General features: G+C 61.3%; 25 protein-coding genes. 6 read left to right on the top strand and 19 right to left on the bottom strand.

Translation table 11 applies throughout. The annotated features are described in order from the left end of the window. Nucleotides 1-125: 125 nt before the first annotated feature. The 3 genes from OEG82_RS09410 to OEG82_RS09400 are packed head-to-tail and all read left to right on the top strand — an operon-like array spanning nt 126 to nt 4,442. The gene (locus OEG82_RS09410; RefSeq protein WP_267612185.1) at nt 126-854 is read left to right on the top strand and encodes an ABC transporter ATP-binding protein; all 729 of its coding nucleotides are present in this window, start codon (nt 126-128) and stop codon (nt 852-854) included. Continuing rightward, nucleotides 851-3,226: an ABC transporter permease gene (locus tag OEG82_RS09405; RefSeq protein ID WP_324288945.1), complete on the top strand. Its 2,376-nt coding sequence runs from the start codon at nt 851-853 to the stop codon at nt 3,224-3,226. The genes OEG82_RS09410 and OEG82_RS09405 overlap by 4 nt, the downstream gene beginning before the upstream one ends. Before the next feature lie 4 nt (nt 3,227-3,230). Beyond that, entirely contained in the window at nt 3,231-4,442 is a 1,212-nt protein-coding gene (locus OEG82_RS09400; RefSeq protein WP_267612184.1) for an efflux RND transporter periplasmic adaptor subunit, read from the top strand. A 67-nt stretch (nt 4,443-4,509) separates the two neighbouring features. Here the strand turns inward: OEG82_RS09400 and OEG82_RS09395 are convergent, their stop codons facing one another. From OEG82_RS09395 to OEG82_RS09335, 13 genes are all read right to left on the bottom strand, one after another. Next, entirely contained in the window at nt 4,510-5,019 is a 510-nt protein-coding gene (locus tag OEG82_RS09395; RefSeq protein WP_267612183.1) for a copper chaperone PCu(A)C, read from the bottom strand. A 157-nt stretch (nt 5,020-5,176) separates the two neighbouring features. Next, on the bottom strand, nt 5,177-5,572 hold the full coding sequence (locus tag OEG82_RS09390) for a hypothetical protein (RefSeq protein ID WP_267612182.1): 396 nt from the start codon (nt 5,570-5,572) through the stop codon (nt 5,177-5,179). A gap of 144 nt (nt 5,573-5,716) precedes the next feature. Then, the gene (locus tag OEG82_RS09385) at nt 5,717-6,076 is read right to left on the bottom strand and encodes a cupin domain-containing protein (protein ID WP_267612181.1); all 360 of its coding nucleotides are present in this window, start codon (nt 6,074-6,076) and stop codon (nt 5,717-5,719) included. 210 nt (nt 6,077-6,286) lie between these two features. After that, the gene (locus OEG82_RS09380; RefSeq protein WP_267612180.1) at nt 6,287-7,300 is read right to left on the bottom strand and encodes a YeiH family protein; all 1,014 of its coding nucleotides are present in this window, start codon (nt 7,298-7,300) and stop codon (nt 6,287-6,289) included. A 60-nt stretch (nt 7,301-7,360) separates the two neighbouring features. Next, complete coding sequence (locus OEG82_RS09375) at nt 7,361-8,542, bottom strand: UxaA family hydrolase (RefSeq protein WP_267612179.1); 1,182 nt, start codon at nt 8,540-8,542, stop codon at nt 7,361-7,363. An 11-nt stretch (nt 8,543-8,553) separates the two neighbouring features. After that, complete coding sequence (locus OEG82_RS09370) at nt 8,554-8,841, bottom strand: UxaA family hydrolase (RefSeq protein WP_267612178.1); 288 nt, start codon at nt 8,839-8,841, stop codon at nt 8,554-8,556. A gap of 14 nt (nt 8,842-8,855) precedes the next feature. After that, a complete protein-coding gene (locus OEG82_RS09365) occupies nt 8,856-9,851 on the bottom strand; it encodes an alcohol dehydrogenase catalytic domain-containing protein (RefSeq protein ID WP_267612177.1) in 996 nt (331 codons plus the stop codon). Next, entirely contained in the window at nt 9,848-10,606 is a 759-nt protein-coding gene (locus tag OEG82_RS09360; RefSeq protein ID WP_267612176.1) for an SDR family NAD(P)-dependent oxidoreductase, read from the bottom strand. Before OEG82_RS09360 ends, OEG82_RS09365 begins: the two co-directional genes overlap by 4 nt. A 1-nt stretch (nt 10,607) precedes the next feature. Then, on the bottom strand, nt 10,608-11,924 hold the full coding sequence (hisD, locus tag OEG82_RS09355; RefSeq protein ID WP_267612175.1) for a histidinol dehydrogenase: 1,317 nt from the start codon (nt 11,922-11,924) through the stop codon (nt 10,608-10,610). Nucleotides 11,925-11,936: 12 nt separating this feature from the next. Beyond that, nucleotides 11,937-13,265, bottom strand: a complete 1,329-nt coding sequence (locus tag OEG82_RS09350; protein WP_267612174.1) for a TRAP transporter large permease — start codon at nt 13,263-13,265, stop codon at nt 11,937-11,939. A 9-nt stretch (nt 13,266-13,274) separates the two neighbouring features. Continuing rightward, on the bottom strand, nt 13,275-13,808 hold the full coding sequence (locus OEG82_RS09345) for a TRAP transporter small permease (protein WP_267612173.1): 534 nt from the start codon (nt 13,806-13,808) through the stop codon (nt 13,275-13,277). Nucleotides 13,809-13,900: 92 nt separating this feature from the next. Next, the gene (locus OEG82_RS09340; protein ID WP_267612172.1) at nt 13,901-15,052 is read right to left on the bottom strand and encodes a TRAP transporter substrate-binding protein; all 1,152 of its coding nucleotides are present in this window, start codon (nt 15,050-15,052) and stop codon (nt 13,901-13,903) included. Next, nucleotides 15,049-15,279, bottom strand: coding sequence for a hypothetical protein (locus tag OEG82_RS09335; protein ID WP_267612171.1), 231 nt, complete (start codon nt 15,277-15,279; stop codon nt 15,049-15,051). The genes OEG82_RS09340 and OEG82_RS09335 overlap by 4 nt, the downstream gene beginning before the upstream one ends. 113 nt (nt 15,280-15,392) lie before the next feature. Here OEG82_RS09335 and OEG82_RS09330 point away from each other — a divergent pair, with 113 nt between their 5' ends. Then, nucleotides 15,393-16,409 (top strand): LacI family DNA-binding transcriptional regulator, encoded by a 1,017-nt coding sequence (locus tag OEG82_RS09330; RefSeq protein ID WP_267612170.1) that lies wholly within the window; start codon nt 15,393-15,395, stop codon nt 16,407-16,409. Nucleotides 16,410-16,525: 116 nt separating this feature from the next. Here the strand turns inward: OEG82_RS09330 and OEG82_RS09325 are convergent, their stop codons facing one another. The 6 genes from OEG82_RS09325 to OEG82_RS09300 form a co-directional block, all read right to left on the bottom strand. Next, nucleotides 16,526-17,599: an ABC transporter ATP-binding protein gene (locus OEG82_RS09325; protein ID WP_267612168.1), complete on the bottom strand. Its 1,074-nt coding sequence runs from the start codon at nt 17,597-17,599 to the stop codon at nt 16,526-16,528. Beyond that, the gene (locus OEG82_RS09320; protein ID WP_267612167.1) at nt 17,599-19,131 is read right to left on the bottom strand and encodes a sulfatase; all 1,533 of its coding nucleotides are present in this window, start codon (nt 19,129-19,131) and stop codon (nt 17,599-17,601) included. The genes OEG82_RS09325 and OEG82_RS09320 overlap by 1 nt, the downstream gene beginning before the upstream one ends. 2 nt (nt 19,132-19,133) lie before the next feature. Then, nucleotides 19,134-20,192: an aldose 1-epimerase family protein gene (locus OEG82_RS09315; RefSeq protein WP_267612166.1), complete on the bottom strand. Its 1,059-nt coding sequence runs from the start codon at nt 20,190-20,192 to the stop codon at nt 19,134-19,136. After that, complete coding sequence (locus OEG82_RS09310; protein ID WP_267612165.1) at nt 20,189-21,028, bottom strand: carbohydrate ABC transporter permease; 840 nt, start codon at nt 21,026-21,028, stop codon at nt 20,189-20,191. The genes OEG82_RS09315 and OEG82_RS09310 overlap by 4 nt, the downstream gene beginning before the upstream one ends. Further along, nucleotides 21,025-21,729: a carbohydrate ABC transporter permease gene (locus tag OEG82_RS09305; protein WP_267612163.1), complete on the bottom strand. Its 705-nt coding sequence runs from the start codon at nt 21,727-21,729 to the stop codon at nt 21,025-21,027. Before OEG82_RS09305 ends, OEG82_RS09310 begins: the two co-directional genes overlap by 4 nt. A 266-nt stretch (nt 21,730-21,995) precedes the next feature. Then, a complete protein-coding gene (locus OEG82_RS09300) occupies nt 21,996-23,267 on the bottom strand; it encodes an ABC transporter substrate-binding protein (protein ID WP_267612162.1) in 1,272 nt (423 codons plus the stop codon). A gap of 10 nt (nt 23,268-23,277) precedes the next feature. Here OEG82_RS09300 and OEG82_RS09295 point away from each other — a divergent pair, with 10 nt between their 5' ends. Then, nucleotides 23,278-24,378, top strand: coding sequence for a LysR family transcriptional regulator (locus OEG82_RS09295; protein ID WP_267612161.1), 1,101 nt, complete (start codon nt 23,278-23,280; stop codon nt 24,376-24,378). Nucleotides 24,379-24,593: 215 nt separating this feature from the next. Next, nucleotides 24,594-25,451, top strand: a complete 858-nt coding sequence (locus tag OEG82_RS09290; RefSeq protein WP_267612160.1) for a formylglycine-generating enzyme family protein — start codon at nt 24,594-24,596, stop codon at nt 25,449-25,451. Nucleotides 25,452-25,483: the final 32 nt, after the last annotated feature.

Genomic DNA, 25,483 nt, shown 5'->3' with positions numbered 1-25,483 from the left:
TGAGTTCTGTCGGCGCAACCTATCTCTAACATGGAAATATCATTCTCATTGAATATTTACAAAGCAGTTCGCACAATTTGACCCTTATCAAGCTCTTTCGGTCCGGATCTGGTAGGGTTGTGCGCATGAGACATGAAGCAGATGCTCCCATGCCGCCGGTGTTCCAGATCTCCGGCCTGACCAAGATCTACCGCACGGGAGACGTTGAGGTTCGCGCCCTCAATGGTGTCGATCTGACGCTGGAATCAGGCGAAATGGCGGTGCTTCTGGGTCCGTCGGGCAGCGGAAAGTCCACCCTGCTCAACATTATCGGCGGGCTCGACCGGCCGACATCGGGTTCGGTCAAATTCAAGGGCGAGGAACTGGCCGGCGCCAATGATCGGCACCTCACCGCCTACAGGCGCGACCATGTCGGCTTCGTGTTCCAGTTCTACAATCTCATCCCCAGCCTGACGGCATGGGAAAATGTGGCGCTGATCACCGAGGTGGCGTCCAAACCGATGTCCGCTGGCGATGCGCTGGCGCTGGTCGGGCTTGAAAGCCGCATGAACCACTTCCCGGCGCAGCTTTCCGGCGGCGAGCAGCAACGTGTTGCGATTGCACGGGCGATCGCCAAAAGACCGGAGGTGCTTTTGTGCGACGAGCCGACCGGTGCACTCGATTCGGCCACCGGCATCATCGTGCTTGAAGCGCTCGCCCGGGTGAACGAGGAAACCGGCGCAACCACCGCCATCATCACACATAATGCCGGCATCCGGAAAATAGCCCACCGGGTCTACTCGTTCCTGGATGGCCGGATTGCCTCGTGTGAGCTTAATGAAGAGCGGATCAAGCCATCGGAGGTGAGCTGGTGAATGCGCTGAGCATGCTTGACCGCAAGCTGGTCCGCGACCTTGGACGGTTGTGGGCGCAATCGCTGGCCGTGGCGCTGGTGATGGCCTGTGGCGTGATGACCCTGATCCTGGCGCTGGGCGCGACACGGGCGCTCGAAGACACAAGAGAGGCTTTTTACGACCGAACCCGCTTCGGACAGATTTTTGCCAGCGCGACACGGGCACCCGAAAGCCTCAAATCCGAGATTGCGGCCATCGACGGCGTGTCGGCAGTGGAAACCCGCATCGTCAATCCGGTGATCATCGACATCACCGGCATGGCCGAACCGGCGACAGGCATGCTGATCTCGATTCCCGATGATGGCGAGCCTGCCGTCAACCGGCTCTATCTGCGCTCGGGCCGCATGCCTGAACCCGGCCGCCCGGATGAAGCGACCATCATCGAAGCCTTTGCCGAGGCGCACGGCTTTCGACCCGGCGATGGTTTTGATGTGCTGATCAATGGCCGCAAGCGGCATCTGTCGATCACCGGGATCACCCTGTCTCCGGAATATGTCTATGCCATCGGGCCGGGCGACATGGTGCCGGACCAGAAACGATTTGGCGTCATCCACATGCACCGGTCGGTGCTCGAAGGCGCCTATGACATGAAGGGGGCGTTCAATGACGTGGCGCTGACACTGTCGCGCAATGCCGACCAGAAGGAGGTGATTGCACGGCTCGACACCATCCTCAAACCGCATGGCGGCGCCGGCGCCTATGACCGCACCGACCATATGTCGGATGCGTTTCTTGATTCCGAGCTTGAGCAGCTCAGGGCCATGGCGCAGGTGATCCCGCCGATCTTCCTGTTCATTTCGGCTTTTCTCGTCAACATGATCCTGACCCGGCTGATCGCGCTGGAACGCGAGCAGATCGGGCTGTTGAAGGCGGTGGGCTATTCCAACCTCGCGATTGCCTGGCATTATGCCAAACTGACGCTGGTGATCTCGGTCGTCGGCGTGGCAATCGGCGCGATTGCCGGCACGCGGCTGGGCCACGGCATGGCCTCGCTCTATGGCGATTTTTATGCGTTTCCGTTTCTGGTGTTTTCGCGATCTCCCGACCTCTATGTGATTTCGGCGCTGGTCACCTTCGCCGCCGCCCTTGTGGGGGCTGCCAATGCCATCATAGGCGCGGTGCGATTGCCGCCCGCAGTGGCAATGCGGCCGCCGGCGCCGACGGGCTATCACAGCATTTTCAGCGGTTCCCCGGGACGGTTCCGGCTGCCGTTCTCGCAGCTCACCACCATGGCGCTCAGACATCTGGTGCGCTGGCCGTTGCGCACCGGATTGACGACGCTGGGCACCGCCCTGCCGGTGGCGCTGCTGATCACATCGCTGTTTGCGTTCGATTCCGTCGACCACATGATCGACACCATCTGGTTTCGGGCCGACCGCCAGGATGCAACGCTGACATTTGCAGCACAACGCTCCCAGGATGCCCTGCGCGATGTCGCACGCTTGCCCGGGGTGATGGCGGCGGAACCGTTTCGCGCTGAAGCGGCGACACTGAGGAACGGACACCGCTCACGAAACATACAGATCATCGGCTCCGATCCGGAGACCGACATCAGCCGGGTTCTGGATCAGGATTTTGGCCCGATCAAACTGCCGCCGGCAGGGATATTGCTGTCGGAACGGCTGGCCAGCCATCTTGATCTGGTGCCCGGAGACCAGGTCGAGGTCGAACTCAGTGACGGACAGGGCCGCCGGGTTCTGGTGCCGCTGGTCGGGGTGACCAACAGCTATGTCGGGCTGAATGCAAATATGAGCCGCGAGGCGCTCGACCGGCTGTCGGGCCGCGGGGTGCGGATTTCCGGCGCGCGGGTGATCGTCGATGAAAGCCGCATCAATGATCTCTATGACGAAGTCAAACAAACGCCGGCAATAGCCTCGGTGGCGCTGCAGGGCATCTCGCGGCAGCGGTTCCGGGCGCTGGTCGAGGAAAATATCGGCATCAGCATCACCATCTATGTGTCGCTTGCAATGATCATCACCTTCGGCGTGATCTACAATTCGGCCCGGATCCAGCTGTCAGAGCGGGCCCGCGAACTTGCCAGCCTGCGCGTCTTCGGCTTCACCAATGGCGAAGTCTCGAAGGTGCTGCTTACCGAGCTTGGCGTGATGGTGGTCCTGGCGCAACCGCTGGGCTGGCTGATCGGCCACAGCTTTTCGAGGCTGGTCGCCAAGGGCTTTGAAAACGATCTGTTTCGGATTCCGCTTATCATCAATGCCTCAACCTATGCCGTTTCGAGCCTGTTGGTGCTCGGTGGCGCTCTGGTGTCGGCGCTGATCGTGCGCCGCCGCATCGACCGGCTCGATCTCATTCGCGTCTTGAAAACAAGGGACTGAAACCATGACTTCTGTGCTTGTCAAAAGCCTCGCAGGATTGGTGGCCGCCGCCGCGATCGGTGGGGCGATCTATGTCGCGTTCAGGGAAAGGCCGATCCTGGTCGACCTCGCCACGGCGACAGTCGCGCCGCTGAAGGAGACGGTCAAGGAGGACGGGATTACCCGCATCCGCAATGTCTACGCGGTTTCCTCGCCGATTGCCGGGCATCTTGACCGGATAGCGTTTTCGGTCGGCGACGAGATTGCTGCTGGCCAGAACATCGCCAGCATCCATCCGCTGGATCCGCCGTTTCTCGATACGCGGACGCGCACCGAACTGATGGCCGGCATCGACGCGGCGCGCTCCAGCGTTGCCGTGGCCGAGGTGGAGCTGGTTCGGGCCCGCACGGCGCGGGATCTGGCCCGCGCCTCCCACAACAGGGCCCTGAAACTTGCCGCGACCAATATAGTCTCTCCGAGCGAACTCGAGCGGCTCGGCGGCGAGCTCGAACTGGCCGAAGCCCAGGTGACCTCCGCCGAGGCGATGATTGCGCTCAGACGCGCCGAACTTGCCAGCGCCCAGGCGCGCCTGACCCAGCCCGGGCAAACGCCCTCGCGCGAGACAAATGGCGAATGCTGCGTCGACATCGTCTCGCCGATCGACGGGATCATCCTCTCGCTCAATGCCAAGAGCGAACAGGCCGCCACGGTGGGCCAGTTGATCGCCGAAGTCGGCGATCCGTCCGATCTCGAAATCCTGGTCGATCTACTGTCGGCGGATGCGGTGAAGGTGCGCCCGGGCAGTCCGGCGCTGATCACCGACTGGGGCGGCGCCGATTCATTGCAGGCGGAGGTGGAGCGGATCGAACCCTCGGCCTTCACCAAGACCTCGGCGCTGGGCATCTCCGAGCAAAGGGTCAACGCCATCATCAGCCTCACCGAGCCCCCGCCCGAAGACCTCGGCCACGGGTTCCGGGTGATCGCCAATCTGATCACTTGGTCGTCGGACGCCGCGCTGCAGATCCCGGTCAGCGCGCTTTACCGCGACGGCGGCGACTGGGCGGTATTCAGGATGGAGAATGGCTATGCGCGGGTGGCGCCGGTCGAGATCGGCCACATGACCGACCGGCAGGCCGAGATCCTGTCAGGCCTGAGCGAGGGGCATCAGGTGATCCTCTATCCCGGCGACGCGCTGGAGGACGGCAGCCTCATCGCCGACCGCGCGGCTGCGGATTGAATAGTCTGTGGAATTGCCAAGGGCGGCCAAAGCCGCCCCTTGCCCTTTCAAAACCAGCACGACCGATTCAGCCGCCGTGCTTCATCTCGCTGTGATCCATCTTGCCGTGGTCCATCGCCTTGTTCATCTGCTGAACCGTCTCGACGCTGAACTCGACATCCACCGAACCGGCCTTTTCAAAGACCAGCGTGACCGGGTATTTCTCGCCTTTTGTGAGCTGCTGCTCAAGACCGATGAACATGATGTGGTAGCCGCCGGGCTTGAGCACCACCTCACCGCCGGCGGGAACTTCCAGACCATCGACGAGCTGGCGCATCTTCATGACTTCGCCGTCCATGGTCATTTCATGAATTTCGACGCGGCCGGCAAATGCGGCTTCGCCCGAGACCAGGCGGTCGGCTTCGGCGCCTGCATTGTGGATCGTCATGTAACCGCCCGACACCGGCGCATTGGGCGGTGTGGCACGGGCCACCGGATGGTCGATCATCAGCTCGCCGAGCTTGTAGTCATGAGCGGACACGGTTGCGGCTGAAAGACCGAGAATGGCGGCGGAGAGAAGAAGAGCAATATTTTTCATGGGTTGGCTTTCTCTTTGATCACCCGGAACGGGCGGAATGAGGACCAGGGCGAACGCCGTGCAAGACGAAGCCTGGCTGGAAAAAGGGGGAACTGGCGACCCGCGCCGGGCTCTGGCGTTGATCAGGTCGTGCGCTGCGGAATGCGCAGCGAAAGCGTCAAACTGTGAAGGAAGGGGGGCCGCGCGGAGAGGCGCTGCTGCACAGCGCCGGAGAAGCAAGGCTGAGATCCTGCGCGACCAAGGGTTCGGCAGTCGCGTTGCGGCGATTGACCAGGAACACGTCGACCGGCGCCGGCAGATTGACCGAGGAAACAATGCGGCAGGCTTCGCAAGCGCTGGCCACGGCATGTTTGCCGGTGCCCTCGCCGGTCAGGCAGAGATCGGGAAGCGTGCCGTCGGGCAGGATGTAATCCGCCACATCGACGCTGGCATAGGCGGCAGCCGCCGATGAGGAAACAAGCGGCTTGTGGGCGAAGGCGACAAGCATCAGCGACAGCGCGCATACAATGCGCACCAGTGCCGATCTCATGATCATCCGTCGCGGTCCGGTCATGTCCTCACCTGCCCTGCCAATCCGCCAACAGATACAGATCGCGCGCACGGCTCACAAGGGTTTTGAGGCCACTGCGTCAGTTTGCGCCGTCACCCTGCAGCATCGGACCGGGCGCCACCGTCCGGCCATGATGACGGGCGGCAATCAGGGCCGGCTGGTCAGCACATAGGTCTTGCGCACCTGTTCGTGGATGGTCCATTCGCCTTCCCAGCCGAGCGGCAAGACGAGCACGTCGCCCGGTCCGATGCTGCGCGTGTCACCGCCCTGCTTGCCTTCCACCGTGGCCGAGCCACTGAGGATATGGCAGATTTCCGAGGATTTCGTCCGGTCGGCGGAGAACCGGCCCGGGGTGCATTCCCAAACACCGACCTTGGTCACGCCATCGGGTGACGCCCAGAGCTGTTTCGCCGCCTCGACCTGGCCTTCGGTGAAGGTCGTCGGCTTGGGCGCAAACGCACCCAGTTCGAGGCTTGAAAGGTCGCCGAAGCTCTTGAGATCAATCATTGCATTTCCTTGATGGCACGGTGCCCGAGCGCACGCGGTACAGGCAGATTTTCAACCGGTCTGGCTTCCGATCCTTGCAAGCCCTTGGCAGGGTTCAAAAAAACCGGACATGACGTGCTGGGTAAGACAGACCGGCAGGACAGTCAAGCCGGGCCCAATCCCCGGCTCAGCGTTCCTTGAGCGCATGGGCGATCATATCTGGAGCCGGCTTCACCCCATCACCAGGCCAGTTTGCAGGGCGGCGAACGCCATTGCCAGCAGCAGCAGGGTTTCAACAACGATAACGGCGACATGACGCCAGCCGAGTTCCAGCATGGCCTTCATGTTGGTCTTGACGCCCAGCCCCGAAATCGCGATCACCAGCAACCAGGACGACAGGCTGACGGCACTTGCAGCCACTGCGACGGGGATGAAGCCGAGGCTATTGGCCGCGGTGACGGCGGCAAAGCCGATGACGAACAGCGGCAGCCGCACCTTGCCGCCACCGCCCTCGGTGGCGCCCGCCATAATCAGCACGATGACGATCAGCACCACCGGCAGCATGGTGACGCGCAGCAGCTTGACGATGGTGGCGAGATCTCCGGCCTCGGTCGAGATCGAATAGCCGGCGCCGACGACCTGGGCGACGTCATGGATCGTGGCGCCAATGAGAAATCCGCTCTGGGCATCCGACAGCCCGGCCAGCGAAAACAGGACCGGATAGGTTATCATCGCGATCGTCGACAGCGTGGTCACCGAGATCACGGTGAAGAGCAGATTGCGCTCGGTCTTGTCGTTGTGCGGTATGACTGCGGCGATCGCCAGGGCCGCCGAGGCGCCGCAAATCGCCACCGAGCCGCCGGTCAGCAATGCAAAGCGCCAGCCGCGGTTGAACAGCCGCGCGCAGACGAAGCCGCTGCCGATGGTCAGGGCAATCAGCCCGATGACTGTCAAAAGTCCGGGCACGCCGATCGAGGCGATGTCGCCGAATGTTATCCGCGCACCCAGCAGCACGATGCCGGTCCGCAGCAAGGTTTTCGAGGCGAAGTCGATGCCCGGCTTGCAGCGTGGATCGGAGGCGAGAAAATTGAACGCCATGCCGATCAGCAGCGCGAACAGCATCACCGGCGCGCCGTAGTGTTCGGACAGAAATTTTGCCGCCGCAGCGACCGTCAGCGCCAGCAGCAGGCCGGGAAACAGGGATTGGCCGCGTGCCGTCAAAGCCGGGATGGAATAGGGGGACATCTGGTATCCAGATTCTGGCCGCACGAGAATGATCGCGCGGCCAGTTTGAGAACGGTGTTGTCAGGCGCTGCGGTAGAGCTTTGTCATCGAGAATTCGCGATGGCCGAGCGCTTCTGCGGCTGTCGAGCGGCCGTTGGAGGTGCGCAGGATCATCTCGATCAGGCTGTCGCCGGCCTCGTCGATGGTCATGTCGCGCCTGAGGATGCCCGAAACGTCGACATCGACATGCTCGCCCATGGTGCGAACCGTGCGCGGATTGGCGGTGATCTTGATCACCGGCACGATCGGGTTGCCGACCACATTGCCCTGGCCTGTGGGGAAGGTGTGGACCACATAGCCGCCGGCCGCCATTAGCGTCACGCATTCCGCAGCAGCGGATGACGAGTCCATGAAATACAGACCCTTGCCCGATTGCGGCGCTTCGGCAGGCTCGAGAATGTCGATATATTTCGAGGTCCGGCCGATCTTTTCGAGATTGCCCAGCGCCTTTTCCTCGATCGTGGTCAGACCACCCTCGATATTGCCCTTGGTCGGCTGGCTGTCGGAGAGATCATCGGTCTGATGGGCGAAGATGACATCGTTCTGATAGGCTTCCCACATCTTGTACCAGCGCTCGCCGACCTCCTCGTTGATGGCGCGGGCCTTGCAGATATGCTCGGCCCCGGTGATCTCCGAGGTTTCGCCGAAACAGCCATAGATGCCTTCGGGCAGCAGCTTGTCATACATGTTGCCGACCGTCGGGCAGGAGCCGAGACCCGTCGTCGTGTCGCTCTCGCCGCATTTGGTCGAGACCCAGAGCTCCGAGATCGGGCATTCCTCGCGCTGCAGTTCGGAGGCGAAATGGACGAAATCCTTGGCCGCGCGCGAAGCGTCCATGATGGTCTTGAGGTCGCCATTCTGCTCGATCGAAAAGGCTGCGACCGGCTTGCCGGTGGCGGCGATGCCGTCGGCGATCTTCTTGGTCCAGCCCGGCTCGATGCCGATCACCACCACGGCTGCGACATTGGGGTTGGATCCGGTGCCGATCATGGTGCGGAAATGCAGGTCCAGATCCTCGCCGAACTGCAGCCGGCCATAGGCATGTGGCAGCGCCAGCGTGCCCTTGATGTTGTTGGCGACCGCTTCGCAGGCCGCGTTGGAGATGTCGTCGACCGGCAGGATGACAACGTGATTGCGCACGCCGACCCGGCCGTTCTCGCGCCGGTAGCCATAAAATGTCCTGTTGGAATATTTCGATGCCATGATCAGGGCTCCTACCAGCGCTTGGTCTTGAGATTGTGGGTGTGGACGTGATCGCCCTTCTTGATGTCGGCCACGAACTTGCCGATGTCCTCGCCATATTTGATCGCGGTGTCGCCCGAAACGATGTCCTTGAGCGCGATCTTGTGGCCGATCGGCACATCGGCATTGGCATCGAGCTCGAAGCTCGAATTGTCATGGGTGACGACGCACAGCATCTTCGTGCCGGCGCTCAGTCCTTCAACAACAACAACGCCGACATTGTCCGCGTGATCATGAACCAGTAGATGGGGGGACCCCATGGCTAATCTCCTCTTCAGGGTTTGAGAATGATTTTCGGGGCGGAAACCTGCCCGGCGAGAATGTCGGCAAAGGCCTGCGCGCCGTCTTTCAGGGCGCGAACCTCCGGCCAGTCCAGCGCGCCGAGCCGGCCATCGAAGATGGCTGCGGCGGTGTCGCGGAAATCCTGCGGCGTATAGGTGTAGGCGCCGATGAATGTGATCTCCTGCAAGGTCATGCGGCGGATATCGAGGCCGTCCGACGCATCGCCAAGACCGATATGGACGATCACCCCACCGGGCCGTGCCGCACGGCTGGCGGTTGCCCGGGTCGCGGAAAAACCGACACCGTCAATCACCAGATCATAGCCGCCGGGATCCTCGGCGGTGATGTCGTCAGGTGTGGCGATCCGGAATTCGCCGGCAGATTGCAACGCCTGGACGCGGCGCTGATTGGCTTCGCTGATGGTGATGTCGGCGGCACCTTGCGCCTTGAGCGCCAGCGCAGCACCAAGCCCGATGGCGCCGCCGCCAATCACCAGGCACCGCGCCTCCCCCAGCGGCAAGTCCAGACCCTGGCCACCGAGGCGAACCCCATGCCAGCCGCAGGCCAGCGGTTCGGCAAGGCAGGCGTCTTCGAAGGACACATGATCGGGGATATCGACCAGATTTTCCGCCGGGATGGCGATGAATTCGGCAAATGCGCCCTGACGCGGCATCATCGACAGGATCTGGCGTTTCGGGCAGAGATTGTTGCGGCCGGTCAGGCAGGCCCGGCACTTGCCGCAGGTGGCAAGCGGATTGACCGTAACCCGCCGCCCCGCACCCGGCCCTTCGACCACCACACCGGCGGCTTCATGGCCGAGGATCAATGGCGCAGGCCGGCGTTCGTCATGGCCGAGAAAGGCATGCATGTCGGAGCCGCAGATGCCGACGGCCTCGACCCGGACCAGGCACTCGCCCGGCGGCAGCACCGGCTCGGCTTCGTCGCGCCAGGCAAGGGTCCTGGCCGCGGTGTAAACAAGCGCTTTCATTTTGCGGTATACCCCCCGTCAACAAACAGCACCTGGCCGGTGACATAGGCGGAAGCCTCGGAGGCAAGAAACAGCAGCGGCCCCTCGATATCGGCCATTTCGCCATTGCGGCCAATACAGGTGGAGTCCGCATGCATGGCGGAGACAGCCGGATCGGCGAACACCGGGCCGGTCAGTTCGGTCGGGAAGAACCCCGGCGCCAGCGCATTGGCGTTGATGCCGTCCTTCGACCAGGCTTCCGCCATGGCGCGGGTCATCTGCTCGACGCCGCCCTTGGAGGCGCCATAGGCAATGCCGTTGGCAAAGGCCCGGCGCGATTGCAACGAGGCGAAATTGATGATCCGGCCCCACCCTTTTTGACGCATGCCGGGCACCAGCGCCTGCGCCAGGAAGAACGGCACCGTCAGATTGAGCGCGATGGTTTGCGCCCAGCTTTCAGGGGTAACGGCATCAGCGGATTGCCGCAGATTGAGACCGGCAGCATTGATCAGAATGTCAGGTGGACCGAACGGCTTGGATGCTTGAGCCACAAGTGCTGCGATATCTGTACCTGCGGCGAGATCAGCAGTCAGCGCTACGGTTTCGCCGCAAGCTTCTAAGCGCCACTGCTCAAGCGCATCGGCGCGGCGAGCCAGGCCGATCACTTGCGCACCGGCTTGCACGAGAAACGTCGCCGCCGCCCGGCCAAGCCCGGAACTGGCACCGGTCACAAGTGCGACGCGGCCCTTCAGGCTCAACAATCCATCGCCGCTCATGTCAGACGTCCTGATCCGTGCCGGAGAGGTCGAAATTCTCGCCCGGGAAATATTTGCGCAGCCTGATGTCGGCGGTGCGGGCATGACCTTCCATGCCCTCCAGCCGGGAGATCCGCGCAGTCGCCTCGGCGATGGATTTCGAGCCTTCGCGGGTGGCGCGCTGCCAGGTGACGATCTTCATGAACTTGTGCACCGAAAGTCCGCCGGTGTAGCGCGCGGCCCCCGAGGTCGGCAGCACATGGTTGGTGCCCGAGGCCTTGTCACCAAAGGCCACCGTGGTTTCCTCACCGAGAAACAGCGAGCCGTAGCAGCCAAGCCGGTCGAGCCACCAGTCTGGGTCGGCCGCCTGCACGGTGAGGTGCTCGGGCGCATAGTCGTCGGAGGTGGCGGCCATTTCCTCGCGGCTGTCGCACAAAATGACTTCGGCGAAATCGCGCCAGGCGGCCTCGGCGTTGGCGCGGTTGACCTCCGGCAGGGTGGAAATGTGTTTCGGCACAAGCGCCATCACGGTCTTGGCCAGCGCACGATCGTCGGTGACAAGCCAGACCGGTGAATTGTAGCCATGCTCGGCCTGACCGACGAGGTCGGCGGCGACGATCTCCGGATCGGCGTCCTTGTCGGCGAGGATCAGGCTGTCTGTGGGACCGGCGAACATGTCGATGCCGACGCGGCCAAACAATATGCGCTTGGCTTCGGCGACGAACTGGTTGCCGGGCCCGACAAGAATGCCGGATTGCGGAACCCCGAACAGCCCGAAGGCCATTGCGGCAACACCCTGCACCCCGCCCAAGGCGAGAATGGTGTCGGCGCCGCAGATGTCGGCGGTGTAGAGGATGGCCGGATGGACCCCGACATCGGGACGTGGAGGCGAACACACCGAAATATGCTTGCAGCCGGCAACTTTTGCCGTGGTCACCGTCATGATCGCCGAGGCGACATGGCTGTAGCGTCCGCCCGGCACATAGCAACCGGCGGCTTCGATGGGAATCGTCTTCTGGCCGGCGATGAGACCGGGGACGATCTCGACCTCGACATCGCTGAGCGTGCCCTTCTGGGCCTCGGCAAATTTGCGCACATTGTCATGGGCGAAACGGATGTCGTCCTTGAGCTTTTGCGGCAGTTGCGCGGCCGCCTGGTCAATCTCGTCGCGGGTGACGATGATGTTGCCGGCGTAGCGGTCGAATTTCTCGGCGTAGCGCCGCGCTGCCTCTTCGCCACCGGCCTCGATTTCATCAAGGATGGCCTGGACTGTATCGCGGACCGAACCGGAATCGGTTGCCGAGGTTTTCGCGGCTTTCTTGAGATATGTGCGGGACATTCCCCGGACCTCCTATTGATAGATTTCGGGAAGAAGGGTTGTGGACAGGGCTGGCACATAGGCGATGACCAGCACCACGAGCAGCATGAAGAAGACGAAGGGAATTGCCTGCCAGGCAATCTTGAGGATCGATTCCCCGGTAATGCCGGACACGACGAACAGGTTGAGACCGAGCGGCGGGGTGATGAAGCCGACCCCGAGCGAGGTGATCATCATGATGCAGAACTGGATCTCGTTCATGCCGATATTGTCGGCCAGCGGCTTGAGGATCGGCGCCAGGATGACGATGTTGGGCGTCGTCTCCATCACACAGCCGGCCGCGATCAGGATGAAGATCATCAGCAGGATGAGAATGTTCGGGTCTTCGCTGATCGATGTCACGGCAGCAACGAAGCCCTGCGGCACGCCCATGATGGCGAGCGCCTGGGCCAGCGGCAGCGAGAAGGCGATGATCGGCAGGATCACGCCCACCACCTTGGCAGACCCGAGCAGCATGGCGGGAAAGTCCGACAGCTTCAGCGTCTTGAGGAAGAAGCCCATGATGATGGTGACGATGACGGCGGTGGCGCCTGCTTCAGTCGGCGTCAGGCGTCCGGAGAAGATGCCGTAGAAGATGATGCCGGGCACCAGGAACGCATACCAGCCGGACTTCAGCGTGCCACCCAGATTGCTGCCCCACTCGGCAAATGTCATCGGCTCGCCGCCTTCATATTTGTAGATACGGTTGACGACGATGTTGGTGATCAGGATCGACACCAGGATGCAGATGCCGGGAATGAGCGCGGCGAGGAAAAGCGTGGAGGCGGAGATGCCGAGCACCAGGCCGATGATGATATAGGCGATCGACGGCGGGATCAGGATGCCGGTGCAGGCGCCTGCTGCCACCAGGGCGCAGGCATAGGGCCGCGGATAGCCGCTTTCCACTAGCCTGCCGATGGTCATCCGGCCCACGGCTGCGGCACCGGCGGCATCGGAACCTGAAATGGCGGCAAACATTCCGCACACCAGAACCGTGGCCGACCCGAAACCGCCCTTGGTCCAGCAGGTCAGGGCTTCGGCGACATCGAGAAACTTGCGGCTGAGACCGGTGCGGACCAGAACGTCGCCGGTCAGGATGAACAGCGGGATCGCGGTGAGTGCGAAGTGGTCAATCCCGTCAAACAGGGATTCGCCAACCAGGGACAGCGGCAGTGCGCCGGACATGATCAACATGACGATCGCGGCCGAGCCGATTGCCGCCCAGACAGGGATGGCAAGCGCGCACAGGACCACGAACAGGATCACCGGCGCATAGAAATCCCACCCCAGGACAACCGTGTTCAATTGCTGATTCCACAACATGGCTGATCCTCAATCAAAGAGCTGGTTGCCTTCGAACACCGGCTTGCCGGTTCGAAGGGAAATGACGTCATGGATGATTGACTGGATCAGCCTTGCGATCAGAAGGGTGAAACCAATCGGCACCGCCAGCAGGAACCAGACCATGGACACGCGCAGGCCGTGGCTGACCGATCCGAATTTCCAGGAGACCGCGACGGTTTCGAAAGACCAGTAGAGCGCGACCAGGGCCACCGCGAGCATCACCAGATCGCCAAACATATACAGAGCCGCTTTCATGCGCGGACCGAGGTAATGCATGATGACATCAATGCGGATATGAGCGCGCTCGCGCACAGCCGACGCCGCACCGATCCAGGCGAGATAGATGAAGGAATAGCGAACGATCTCCTCGCCCCAGATCGACGAGTAGGAGAATGCTTCGCGCCGCACGACTTCCACCGCCATCGTCACCACAAGCAGCACGTAAAAGACCAGCAAGGCCCACCGCTCGGCATTTCTGTCCAGTGCTTTGAGAAATCTCGGCACGTCTGTCCCCTCCCGCATGACGCCTCCGGACAGGTTCCGGCGGCGCAGGCTGACATGAAAGACTTTGGGTTGAAGCCGGCGCCCGCCAAGGCGCCGGCAGGATTGAGCAATCAGGCGTCGTGGACGTAATAGCGGCCCATGGTGCTTGCGGCTTCATCGAGCTTGTTGAAGACATCCATCGACCCGGCAAGCTCCACCTTGAACTCATCCCATTCGGGCTTCTGGTAGCCGCCGGTCTGTTTCCATTCGCCAAGCTGATCTTCGCTCAGGGAGTGGAACTCGACGCCGGATTTGCGCAATTCCGCCATGGCATAGTTGCGGGCCGCAGGAACCTTGGCCAGATTTTGCTGGGCGGTGATTTCACCGGCAAACTCGATGCCTTCCTGCACATCGGCAGGCAGGCCGTTGAACCACTCAAGGTTCATCGAGAACACCTGGCTGTCAGGCACGGCCTGGGTAAATGTCACGTGGCTCAGAATGTCCTTGAAGCCAAAGACATAGAGTGCGCCGACCGACGGATCCAGCGCATCGGCAACGCCCTGCTTGATGGCGGAAGGGGTTTCACCCCAGGCCACCGGCGTCGGGTTGGCGCCAACCATGCGGTAATATTGCTGCAGCATCGCCGAGCCGGGAACGCGGAACTTGACGCCCGCCATGTCAGCCGGTGACATGACGACATTGCCGCCCTTGCGCACGGCAACAACGCGTGGGTCGATCACGATGTAGAACAGAGGCTTGAAACCAGCTGCCTCGATCTTGGGATGGACTTCTGCTTTCCATGCATCGGATGTGACCAGATTGACGAATTTCTGGTTGGCTCCGCAGAAGTACGGCAGATTGATCAGGTCAGCGGCCGGCGCAAAGGGCGCGAAGTTGGACAGCGAATGCTGTGCTGCCTGAATGGTGCCGCTCTGGACTTTCTGCACAAGCGCGCCGCCGGCGCCGAGCTGGCCACCGGGCGCGAGCTTGACATAGACCTTGCCATTGGTGGCGTTCTGGATGTTTTCCTTGAGATCAAGCTGCATGATTGGATAGCTGCGCGACGCACCGAGAATATAGGCGGTGGCGATCGTCATGGTGTGCTCGGCCGCGGCCTCGCGCTCGCTTTCTTCCTTGGCGGTCTGGGCAACGGCCTCTTCGGACCACAAGGTTCCGGCCACTCCGGCCACCAGCGCCGCGGTGAACGCGCCCTTGGCGGTGAGCCTGAGAAAGTTGCGCCGTTCGGCCGAGGCCAGCTCGTCGTTAAGAATTCCGTTTGTCATTGGGTTTCCTCCTCCCTGTGAGTTGTCGTGGTTTCGTCGCGCTTTTCCTGCCCTTCAAGCAGCAGAAGGCCGGCGACGAAGAAACTGCAGGAGATTGCAAGCACGAGGGCTGCCGCCACATCGGACAGAAAGGCTGCACGGAAAAATGCACCGGCGGTGACGTCTGCGGTGAACAGAACCATCAAGAGGCCTGCGATCCAGAATGCCGGTTTTCCTGCTTGCGTCATAACCCCTCCAAAGGTCTTCCACGAAAGTCAATGTAAGCGCTTGCATCAACATTTGCAAGCGCTTACATCGTGCGTTATGATTTTCCTTTGTGTAAGAGTGCCCTGGAGGCGCAATGAACCAGCACACAAGACCAACTCTGGACGATGTCGCGCGGGCGGCGGGCGTGTCGACCGCCACCGTTTCACGCTGCCTGAATGCCCCTGACCGGGTGATCGCGCCGACGCGCGAGCGGGTGATGCAGGCCGTCAACGCGCTGGGCTACACGCCCGATTTTGGCGGACGCGCTCTGGCCTCGGGGCGGACCAACACCATCGGCGCCGTGATTCCGACCATGGACAACGCCATTTTCGCCCGGGGCATGCAGGCCTTCCAGGAGACGCTCTCCTCGGTCGGTGTCACCTTGCTTGTCGCCAGTTCCGGCTATGACTTCGACCGCGAGGCCGAGCAGATCCGCGCATTGGCCGGACGCGGCGCCGACGGTCTGCTGCTCATCGGTTCGGCCCGGCCCGCCACAACTTACGATTTCCTGCGCCGGCGCGGCATTCCCTATGTGCTGGCCTGGAGCCTGGGCGACAGTGCCGATCATTTTGTCGGCTTCGACAACAGGCGCGCGGCGGAAGCCCTTGCCACCCGCGTGATCGCGCTCGGCCATCGCGACATCGCCATGATTGCCGGTGTGACGGCGATGAACGACCGCGCCGCAGACCGTGTCGAGGGTGTGCGCGCGGCACTGCGACAGGCGGGTCGGGACCCTGCGTCGCTTCCGATCATCGAGGCGCCCTACAGTTTCGAGGACGGCAGCAATGCCTTTGCCGCGCTGATGCAACGCGTGCCCCGCCCCACCGCCGTCATTTGCGGCAATGACATCCTTGCCGTCGGCGCCATCGGCCGCGCCAAGGCGCTTGGATTGCGGGTTCCCGACGATGTCTCCGTCACCGGCTTCGACAATATCGATATCGCGGCCTTCGTCGAGCCGGCCCTGACGACCGTGCATGTGCCGCATCGGCGGATGGGGGTGGCGGCTGCGCAGCAACTGCTTCAGATGATTGCCGGCGACACCGCCGACGCGCGCGTCGAATTCGGCACGGAGATCGTCGAACGCGGGTCGCTCGCCGCAGCTCCGGTATAAAGAACACCATCGCGTGTGAAATCTTCACCGAATTCCGCCGGGCCATCATCGCCTCCTTGCCTGAATTCAGGCAAGAAGACGTGCGCGGATCCAGGGGCTATTCAGATCTCCGTCATTCAAATCGCAGGCGTTGGCGTCAGGCATGAGCGTACGCCGGTAGCGCGATCAAATACATGCAAGCTGTCCATGACGATCGACAACGGGATGATATCGCCATGCGACAATTGCATGCGCTCGTTCAGGCTGACCCGGAACTCCTCGCCGGCAACATCGAGCACCAGGTTCAGGCGGTCCCCGGTGTTTTCGGATGACAACAGCCTGCCCGAAAACAGAGCCTCGCCCGGCTCGGCGATCCGGACATGTTCCGGACGGATCCCGACCGATACCTCGCCCGCCCCAGGGCCGGCATAGGCAAATTCGGTACCGAAAGCTGCAAGCCTGCCCTGCCCCTGTATTTCGCCATCAACAAGGTTCATCGGTGGTGACCCGACGAACCCGGCAACGAATACGCTCGCGGGGCGATCGTAAAGCTCCAGCGGAGGGGCAAACTGCTCGATCTTTCCCTTGTTCATCAAGATCACCCTGTCGGCCATGGTCAGGGCTTCGACCTGGTCATGGGTGACATAGATCGCCGTCACCTTCAGCCGCTGTTGCAGATTGCGGATCTCGCTGCGCATCTGCACGCGCAGCTTGGCATCGAGATTGGACAAGGGTTCGTCGAACAGAAAGACCTTGGGCTCGCGCACAATCGCCCGCCCCATTGCCACCCGCTGGCGTTGGCCGCCCGACAGATCCCTGGGTTTGCGATCCAGATAGGGTGTGAGGTTCAGCAAATCTGCCGTTTCCGCGATCCGGCGCGCCCGGGCCGGCTTGTCGATGCCCATCAACTCCAGGGGAAAATCGATGTTCTGACGAACCGTCATGTGCGGATAGAGCGCGTAGGACTGAAACACCATCGCAACATCTCGATCCCGCGGACCTTGCTGCGTGACGTCGATGCCATCGATGCAGATCGAGCCGCTGGTGGTGTCCTCCAGCCCGGCGATGATCCGCAGAAGTGTCGACTTGCCGCAACCGCTCTCGCCCAGAATGGCGATGAATTCGCCATCCTGGATATCCGCGTCGAGCCCATGCAGGACCTCGACAACGCCGAAAGACTTCCTCAGGGACTGGATGGTCAAAGTTGCCATTATGCGGTCTCCGCGAAACGGGTCAGATCAAGCCGGGTGAAAGCCTCGGGCGGGGCATCGTTGCGGCGCATTTCCGCGGCCAGCCGTTGCGCCATCTCGGCATGCAGAGCCGCATCCTCAAGCGGAGTTTGCTGCAGCGGGTCTGCCTGGATGTCGAACAACAAGGTGGCGCTTCCTTCCATTGCCGCAGGTCCATGCGATGTGTACCAGGGCGACTGCGCAATCACCGGAATCCGCATGACCTGATAGCCGTCCGCATAGGCGAGATCACCGACAAGTTCCGCGTTTGCCATTTCGGCCTGCAGGAAATATTCGCGCATATGGCTGGGTACAAGAGTGTATTGATAAAGTGTCTGATCCAGCAGGTTTTCCGGATATCGGAAGTAGCTGTAGCGGCCGTCGGTCATGTTGATGGCGCCGCCGAAATAGCCGAAAATCACGCATTCGTGGGTCGGCGCGGAAGGATCAGACAGCACCGGCAGCAGCGACTTGCCCCGCACCGCGTCCGGAATGTCGCAGCCGAATGCATCGAGGAAGGTCGGCATCAGATCGGGCGTCTGAGTGAGCGCGGTGCGTGACTGGCCCATGGCATCCGCGTGGTCCGGGTGATGGATGAACAGCGGGATCTGCGCGATTTCCTGATAGGCCGGCATCCTGTTCTTGGCCCACCAGTCATGTTCCCCGGTGAGATAGCCATGATCGGTCGAGACGATCAGCATAGTGTCGCCCCACATGTCCAGCGCATCCATCTTGTCGAGCAGGCGGCCCATTTGTTCGTCGCAATGGGCCAGCAGCGCCTTGTAGTTTGCACGCATCTCGTCGGCTTCCGCATCATCTTCGCTCACACGTGCATAGGGCGGCCAGTCGCGCACCGGACCTTCGTAATCGGTGGGGAACTGGGCCCGCAGGCGTTCGGGCGCATGAAACGGCTCGTGCGGATCGAAGGTTTCGATCTGCAGAAACCAGTTGTCCGCATCCTTGTTGGTGTCGATGAATTCGCAGCCGAGATCGAAACACTGAACGGATGAAAAATCCGCCTCCTCGCGCACATAGTCACGGTTTATCATATTGTGCAGCGGCAAATCGCCCGGTTTGTCGCTGAATTGCGCCGGATGGTATTGCTTGCGATAGCGTTCGAGGTCGGGCGCCGCATGGCCTTTCCAGCCATCGCCCTCCTGGCCTCGCAGGAATTCGAAGCTGGAAAAGGCATTGGGATAGCCGGCGCCGCCGACCTCAAAATAGTGATAATGGTCGGTGACAAGGTGGCTGTAGATCCCCTGCTTCTTCATCACCTGGGTCATCGGGGTATCAAACGGTTCCAGCGGACCCCAGCTGCGGTGCATGAAGTTCAACCGCCCCGTCTGAAGATCGCGGCGCGCCGGCATGCACGGCAGGCTTCCGACATAGTGATTGTCAAAGCGGACCGATTTGACAGCCAGCCGCCGGAAATTCGGAGTCTGCATAAGCTCCGTGCCGTAGGGCTCGAGAAAATGACGGTTCAGGGTGTCAAACAGGACAAATATCGCACGCATGGCTAGATCGTGACCTCAGGTTGGGGGATTTCGGCATTCAACGCGATCTCGATCGAGAACCGACGGCTGTTGCCCGGAGTCAATATTGGCATTTCGCCTGCGTCCCGCGCATCCCTGCGGGTTCTGCCGGCTGTGGAACAGGGCTCGATCCCGATCAGATTGTAACCGTCGCCCCTGACCCGCAGCAGCTGGAGATAGGGGAGCGTATCGATGGAATAGGCCAGGCTGAAGCTCAGCCCTGTGTCGGGATTGCGAAGCCGGCATTCGGCCATTCCGTTTCGTGCCGACTGCCGGTGCACTGATATTTCCGAAACCGGCGTGGCGGGCGACGGGCCAAAGGGCGATGTGGCGTCGTGATCGCCGTCGCTCCAGACCTTCTCTGCCGGGTCGATGGACAGCATGCTTGACTGATCGACCAGCGGGTAGCCCAGATTGACGTGGTACAACATCATGCTGGACACGGCGGTCGGGCCGATATTGGTCACGGTGTCTGTCAGCGTGATGGTGCTTCCGCCCAGCGGTATCTCGATGCGCCGGCGCAGGCGCAGCGCGCCCCGGAACATCATGGACTGGATGATCTCGCCTTCACACCAGATATGTGGCCGGGGGCCTTCTTCGTTGACGCCATAGCCGATCAGCCGCGCGGGCTGGTGCGCGCCGCCGCCGTGCAGGGGATAGGCAATTTGCGGAGTCGGATGCAGCGGCGCATCAAAGGCCGTTTCCTGCTCCGGCTGGCGGATATGGTCAAAGCCGCAGGTCGACAGAAGCCCGGACATGCCGGTCAGGAACCCCTGACCGTCTTCCGCATGCGCATCGATATTGGCAGAGCTGCGATAGCCCGCAGGCGCGTGCCAGGAGACCGTGGTGCCATTGAGCGCCAACCGGCCAATATCGAAGGTGCGGTCTATGACAATCTCGGCCTCGAGCCCGCCGCCGGAGCGCAGCTCCAGAACCCGCACTCCGCGTTCGGCACCATCGCCCAGGGTGACCAGGCGAACCGCGGCATAGGCGTCAAGGCTCGCATAGCGCTGCCGCAAATGGGCAAGATCCGGCACCGTCATTTCACCGCTCCCGCCGTCAGTCCCTTGACGATGTAGCGTTGGCCAAACATCAGCGCGAGCAGCGCCGGAATGGCGGACAGGACAGAGGCTGCCGCCATCTGCGTGTATTTGATCTCGTTTTCCTGCGCGAATTTGGCAATTCCGACCGGCACGGTTGCCGAGGTGTTGTTGGTCAGGGCAAGTGCCACCGGAAATTCGTTCCAGCTGAAGATGAAAACCAGAATCCCTGTCGACACCAGACCCGGCATCATGATCGGGATCACGACGCGCCACAGGGTTTTGACAAAGCTGGCGCCATCGATGAAAGCCGCCTCTTCCAGCTCGCGCGGGATCTCGCGCAGGAAGGACGACAGCAACCAGAGCGCCATCGGCAGATGAAGGGTTGTGTGCGCCAGGATCAGGGCGACCATGTCGTTGGACAGCCCGATTCCGCGGAACAGCTCATACCAGGCGCCCGCAAGGGTTACCGGTGGCACCAGGTTGAAGACAACCGCCCACAACAGGAACAGGTTGACGACCCAGCCCGGCCAACGCAGGCGCAAGAGCGAATAGCCCGCCAGAAAACCGATCGTCATGGCGGCCATGGTGCTGACCGACGCGACCAGAATTGAATTCAGAAAATTCCGCGCAAAGGTGGAGGTGTTGCCGAACAGGACCTCGTCATAATTCATGCCCACGGGCGTGAATTTCACCGTGCCCATCAAAAGCGCGATCTGGGTCTTGAACGATGCAAGCGCGATCCACAGAAACGGTCCGATGGTCAGCATTGCCGCCAGAAACAGGAACCCCAGCAGGGCCCGGTCAACCGACAGGTTTTGTTTGGTACGAGTGCTCATTGGCTCCGGCTCCGCTGGCGGGTCAAGGCGACGGCAATCACGGCGGCGATGATGAAGATCACGGTGACGGACATGGCGGAGCCGTAGCCCGGATTGTCCTGGATGAAGAAGCGCTGGTAGATCGTGAAGCTGATCACCTCGGTCGCGGTGCCGGGACCGCCGCCCGTCAGCAGGTAGACCTCATCGAATACCTTGAAGGCGATGATGGCGCGGAAAACGAAAGTGGTGAAGATGGCGGGCCACAGCAGTGGCAAAGAGATGCGGCGGAATTCCTTCCACTTGCTTGCACCGTCGATTTGCGCCGCTTCCGACACATCCTTGGGCAAAGCCTCGACCGCCGCCAGCAGCAGCAGAAACGAGAATGGTGTCCAATGCCAAATGTCGACAATGATCACCGACATCAGCGCCAGGGACGACGAACCGAGCCAGTCCACTGGCCCCAGGCCGACAAGGTCAAGGATCTGGTTCACGACGCCGAACTGGTAATTGTACATCAGCCGCCAGATCGCGCCGATGATGATGCCGGGAATGAGGATCGGCAGCAGGAACAAGGTGCGGTAGATTCGCGAGCGGTGCCCGACGCGGGAACATGCGAGCGCCAGCATCAGTCCGATGGTCACCTGCGCGGTGGTGGCGAAAACAACAAGAATGATGGTGTTGAGGATACCCGCCTTGAACAGCGCGTCCGAGCCAAGCGCCATGTAATTGTCAAGGCCGACCCAGCTCCATTGCGACTCCCTCCCGACCAGGACACTTCGGCGAAACTGAGTGCCAGAAGGTTGAACAGGGGCAACGCTGACAGCAGCACCAGGAACAGGAAGGCCGGCAGTATGGAGAGATATCTGGCCGAACGGCGGCCGCTGAAGTTTGCCATTGGCTATCTGTCCCCCGTCGGAAAGGTTGCCCGGCCCCCATGCGAAAGCCGGAACTGGCGGCGGCAGCCGCCGCCAGTATCTCGTGGATGGGATCAGTTTGCCAGATCGGGGAGACGACCGGTCTTGTAACCGGCATCGACCATGATCTTCTCGATCTCAGCAGCCATGTTGTTGAGCGAATCCACGACCGAGATTTCGCCCGCAACCACACGGTTGAGCCCGACTTCGAGGACTGCCACGATTTCGGACCCCTCGGGGATCGTCCACAGACGACGTGCGGTCGGCGAGGCCGTGCGCATGGTCAGCATGTAGCGGTTTTCCGGCTTGTCGGCGAAATCGGATTCATAGGCCGCTGCGCTGACAGGCGAGCCGCCCATTTCAGCATAGGCGATCTGGGTCTCAGGCTTCTGGAACCAGTCGAGAAACGCAAGGGCTGCGACCTTGTGATCCTGTGCAATGTTCTTCGGAATGCCGCCCAGCCAATGGCCGAGTGCGGGCGCGGAAGGATGGCCGGGCGCATGCGGAATGGTCATGTATCCGATCTTGCCCGCCACGATGGACTTGTTGGGATCATCCATCTGCGACTGGGCCGCTGCCGGCAGAACCGCATGGGCTGCACGACCGGTTACCAGGTACTGGATCAGATCACCCTGCTCCATGCTGGCCGGGTTTTCCGGTCCGACTTCCTTTGAAAAGGCCACATAGGTTTCCAGCGCCTTGCGCGCTTCCGGGCTGTTGATGGTGACGGAGAAATCGCCGTTGCCCTCATCCTGGAACAATGAGCCACCATGGCTGATCAGATAGGGCCAGTAGTCCCAGGTGATGGAAATGGTGGCGCGTGCGCTGCGCTGCATCATGCCGATCATTTCCGGCGGATTGTGCAGGGCCTTGGCATTGGCCATCAACTCGTCCCAGGTTTCGGGGATCTTCAGTCCGTTCTGCTCGTACAGATCCTTGCGGTAGAACATCAGCGTGATGTTGGGATTGACCGGAATCGTCAGCAGGTCACCGGTTTCGCAGTTGACCGTCTTGTTGACGGCATCATAGCAAAGGGTGTCGTCATAGGTGTAGATCTGAGGATCGAGCTTGAAGTCCGGGTCAACATTCTTCAGCGGCTCGAGAAATCCACCGTGATACATTTCGGGGTAGAAAATGCCGTTGACGATCAGGATGTCATACTCGCTCTGCTCGGAACGAACCGCATTGCGCTGCTTTTCGAGACTGCCGGCATAGGGGTTCACGTCAAGCGTGACCGTGTTGCCGGTTTCGGACTCGTAAAGGTCGACAAGGCCGGCAAATCCATCAAGCCATGGCGACTGGTTGATGACAATATTGATTGGCGCCAGTTCGTCAGCATAACTCACGGAAGCCGTCGTGAGGCAGATAGCGGCCATCGCGGACAGCGCGGCGGACCGGTATATCGGTGAAAATCGTTTCATTGTGCCCTCCCTAAAAGCTGCCGCATCATTATCTGGCTTCGATACAACAGCAAGCTTCTTTTCTTTTGATTTATATAACCAATTGGAATACCGTTCCCGTCTCACAACAAGCCACGGGGACAAGGCGTTGATAAACCTACGACAATTTCGTCACTTCATCGCGGTCCTCGAACATGGAAGCCTTCTTGGCGCGTCGAAGGAAGTCAATATCAGCCAGCCCGCCTTGAGCAAGAGCATCATTTCCATGGAAAATTACTACAAGGTGCCGCTGTTCAAGCGCCTGCCGCGCGGGGTGCAGCCGACCGCCTATGCCCTGGCACTGGAACGGCACGCACGGCGCATCCTGCTCGACGTCGTTCAAAGCCGGACAGAGATCGCCGCAATCGCCTCGGGCTCCTCGGGGCGTATAGCCATCGGGGCGGGCTCCTCCTTTGTCGGCATCGTGTCGGAAACGATGCATGACCTCGACCAGTTGCTGCCCGCGGCCGAGTTCACCGTGATGACCGACCACGCGCAGAACCTGCGCCGGGCCCTGCTCGACAATCGCATCGATTTCTACATCGGCATGGCGAATACGGAATTTGACGATGGCGCCTTTGACGTCGAGATCCTGTTCACCGACGGTTTCACCGGCTTGTGCAATCCCGGCCATCCGTTCGAGGGAAAGGCAATCGGTCCCGCGCAACTGGCACGATTGGAATGGATCTTTCCCAATCTCGAAGAACCTGCCCGCAAGGCGCTTGATGCCTATTTCATCAATCACAGCCAGGTGCCGCCGCGCGTCAAGATCACCACAAATGCAGAATCCGTGATGAAGCGGTTCCTGACAGGCACGGACTATGTGAGCGCGACCCCGCTGACAAATGTCGATCTGCCCGAATTTCAGGGATTCGGGCGCTTCGTCCTGCAGGGCTTCGACTTTGAGCGAAAGGTCGGGATCGTGCGGCGCTCCAATGCACTTTCCAATCCGCTGATCGAGAAATTCATCCGGTTGCTGTCGACAAAGATCATGACACTGCGCCAACCTGCGGCCTGAAACTGCCGATGATTTCACATCGCGCGGCCGATGCCGGATGCTCCGGCGGTACCGTGGCTCTCCCGCACATTCGCCGATGATGGTGCCGCCGGACTTTGATCCGGGCCGCCTGCGGCATGGGGAGCCTGTCGGATCCGGATAATCGCAAATCAAAATGCATTTGCATGATGCCGGGTGTCGGCCTAAGTGCGAAAGCGGAACGAAAGGGCGCCAGTGTGAAAATATCGTCTGATGACATAGCCTGGTTCGATGGTGGCGTGAGCCACATCGGCACCGACCGTCCAGAGATCAAGGCGGATGGCGAAAGCCCGGCTCGCAAGGTCAGGCTGCGACCCTTTGGTATCACCAGACACACCATCACCTTCAGCCAGTTTGCCATCTTCGTTGAAGAGACCGGATACATCACTGATGCAGAACGCTATGGCTGGTCCTTTGTGTTTCGCGGATTGCTTGACCAGACGGGCGGCCCCCAGCCCGAAGGAATGCCCTGGTGGAACGCAATGGAGGGTGCGTTCTGGCGCAGACCCTTGGGGCCGGAAAGCGATTGGCGGTCCACCCCGGACCACCCGGTGGTTCACGTGTCGTGGAATGATGCCCGGGCCTATGGCGCATGGGCCGGTGGACGCCTGCCCACGGAATCCGAATGGGAGCATGCCGCACGCGGCGGCCCGCACAAGGCCCGCTATCCCTGGGGAGACGATGAACCAAGTGACACCAACGCCGTTCACTGCAACATCTGGCAGGGTAGCTTCCCGGACCGCAACCTGATGGCTGACGGGTATTACGGCACCTCCCCTGCCCACAGCTTCCCGCCCAATGCGGCCGGCATCTACAACATGGCCGGCAATGTCTGGGAATGGTGCGAAGATCTTTTGCGAATCCGGTCGCTGAGCGCGGATGCGAAAAGGCGAAATGCGGTTGCGCTGCGCGAGAATGAACGTGTTCTCAAGGGTGGATCATTCCTGTGCCACCACAATGTCTGCTGGCGCTACCGGATTGCCGCGCGCTCCGGAAAACAGGCCGACAACGGAACCTCCAATGCCGGGTTCCGGCTGGCCTTCGATCGCGATTGATCGCACTCGGGGTGATTTGCGGCTTGATCAGG

The sequence above is a fragment of the Hoeflea ulvae genome, from assembly GCF_026619435.1.
Lineage (GTDB): Bacteria > Pseudomonadota > Alphaproteobacteria > Rhizobiales > Rhizobiaceae > Hoeflea > Hoeflea ulvae.
This window is presented reverse-complemented; position numbering and strand designations above follow the sequence as displayed.

What these genes read in the sequence shown, in the direction of transcription:
- OEG82_RS09385 (WP_267612181.1), bottom strand. Translation starts at nt 6,076, where the DNA reads ATGATTGATCTCAAGAGCTTCGGCGACCTTTCAAGCCTCGAACTGGGT.
- OEG82_RS09360 (WP_267612176.1), bottom strand. Translation starts at nt 10,606, where the DNA reads ATGAGCGGCGATGGATTGTTGAGCCTGAAGGGCCGCGTCGCACTTGTG.
- OEG82_RS09345 (WP_267612173.1), bottom strand. Translation starts at nt 13,808, where the DNA reads ATGCGGGAGGGGACAGACGTGCCGAGATTTCTCAAAGCACTGGACAGA.
- OEG82_RS09310 (WP_267612165.1), bottom strand. Translation starts at nt 21,028, where the DNA reads ATGAGCACTCGTACCAAACAAAACCTGTCGGTTGACCGGGCCCTGCTG.
- OEG82_RS09305 (WP_267612163.1), bottom strand. Translation starts at nt 21,729, where the DNA reads ATGGCGCTTGGCTCGGACGCGCTGTTCAAGGCGGGTATCCTCAACACC.
- OEG82_RS09410 (WP_267612185.1), top strand. Translation starts at nt 126, where the DNA reads ATGAGACATGAAGCAGATGCTCCCATGCCGCCGGTGTTCCAGATCTCC.
- OEG82_RS09400 (WP_267612184.1), top strand. Translation starts at nt 3,231, where the DNA reads ATGACTTCTGTGCTTGTCAAAAGCCTCGCAGGATTGGTGGCCGCCGCC.
- OEG82_RS09340 (WP_267612172.1), bottom strand. Translation starts at nt 15,052, where the DNA reads ATGACAAACGGAATTCTTAACGACGAGCTGGCCTCGGCCGAACGGCGC.
- OEG82_RS09390 (WP_267612182.1), bottom strand. Translation starts at nt 5,572, where the DNA reads ATGACCGGACCGCGACGGATGATCATGAGATCGGCACTGGTGCGCATT.
- hisD (WP_267612175.1), bottom strand. Translation starts at nt 11,924, where the DNA reads ATGTCCCGCACATATCTCAAGAAAGCCGCGAAAACCTCGGCAACCGAT.
- OEG82_RS09375 (WP_267612179.1), bottom strand. Translation starts at nt 8,542, where the DNA reads ATGGCATCGAAATATTCCAACAGGACATTTTATGGCTACCGGCGCGAG.
- OEG82_RS09370 (WP_267612178.1), bottom strand. Translation starts at nt 8,841, where the DNA reads ATGGGGTCCCCCCATCTACTGGTTCATGATCACGCGGACAATGTCGGC.
- OEG82_RS09315 (WP_267612166.1), bottom strand. Translation starts at nt 20,192, where the DNA reads ATGACGGTGCCGGATCTTGCCCATTTGCGGCAGCGCTATGCGAGCCTT.
- OEG82_RS09325 (WP_267612168.1), bottom strand. Translation starts at nt 17,599, where the DNA reads ATGGCAACTTTGACCATCCAGTCCCTGAGGAAGTCTTTCGGCGTTGTC.
- OEG82_RS09350 (WP_267612174.1), bottom strand. Translation starts at nt 13,265, where the DNA reads ATGTTGTGGAATCAGCAATTGAACACGGTTGTCCTGGGGTGGGATTTC.
- OEG82_RS09395 (WP_267612183.1), bottom strand. Translation starts at nt 5,019, where the DNA reads ATGAAAAATATTGCTCTTCTTCTCTCCGCCGCCATTCTCGGTCTTTCA.
- OEG82_RS09335 (WP_267612171.1), bottom strand. Translation starts at nt 15,279, where the DNA reads ATGACGCAAGCAGGAAAACCGGCATTCTGGATCGCAGGCCTCTTGATG.
- OEG82_RS09330 (WP_267612170.1), top strand. Translation starts at nt 15,393, where the DNA reads ATGAACCAGCACACAAGACCAACTCTGGACGATGTCGCGCGGGCGGCG.
- OEG82_RS09365 (WP_267612177.1), bottom strand. Translation starts at nt 9,851, where the DNA reads ATGAAAGCGCTTGTTTACACCGCGGCCAGGACCCTTGCCTGGCGCGAC.
- OEG82_RS09320 (WP_267612167.1), bottom strand. Translation starts at nt 19,131, where the DNA reads ATGCGTGCGATATTTGTCCTGTTTGACACCCTGAACCGTCATTTTCTC.
- OEG82_RS09380 (WP_267612180.1), bottom strand. Translation starts at nt 7,300, where the DNA reads ATGTCCCCCTATTCCATCCCGGCTTTGACGGCACGCGGCCAATCCCTG.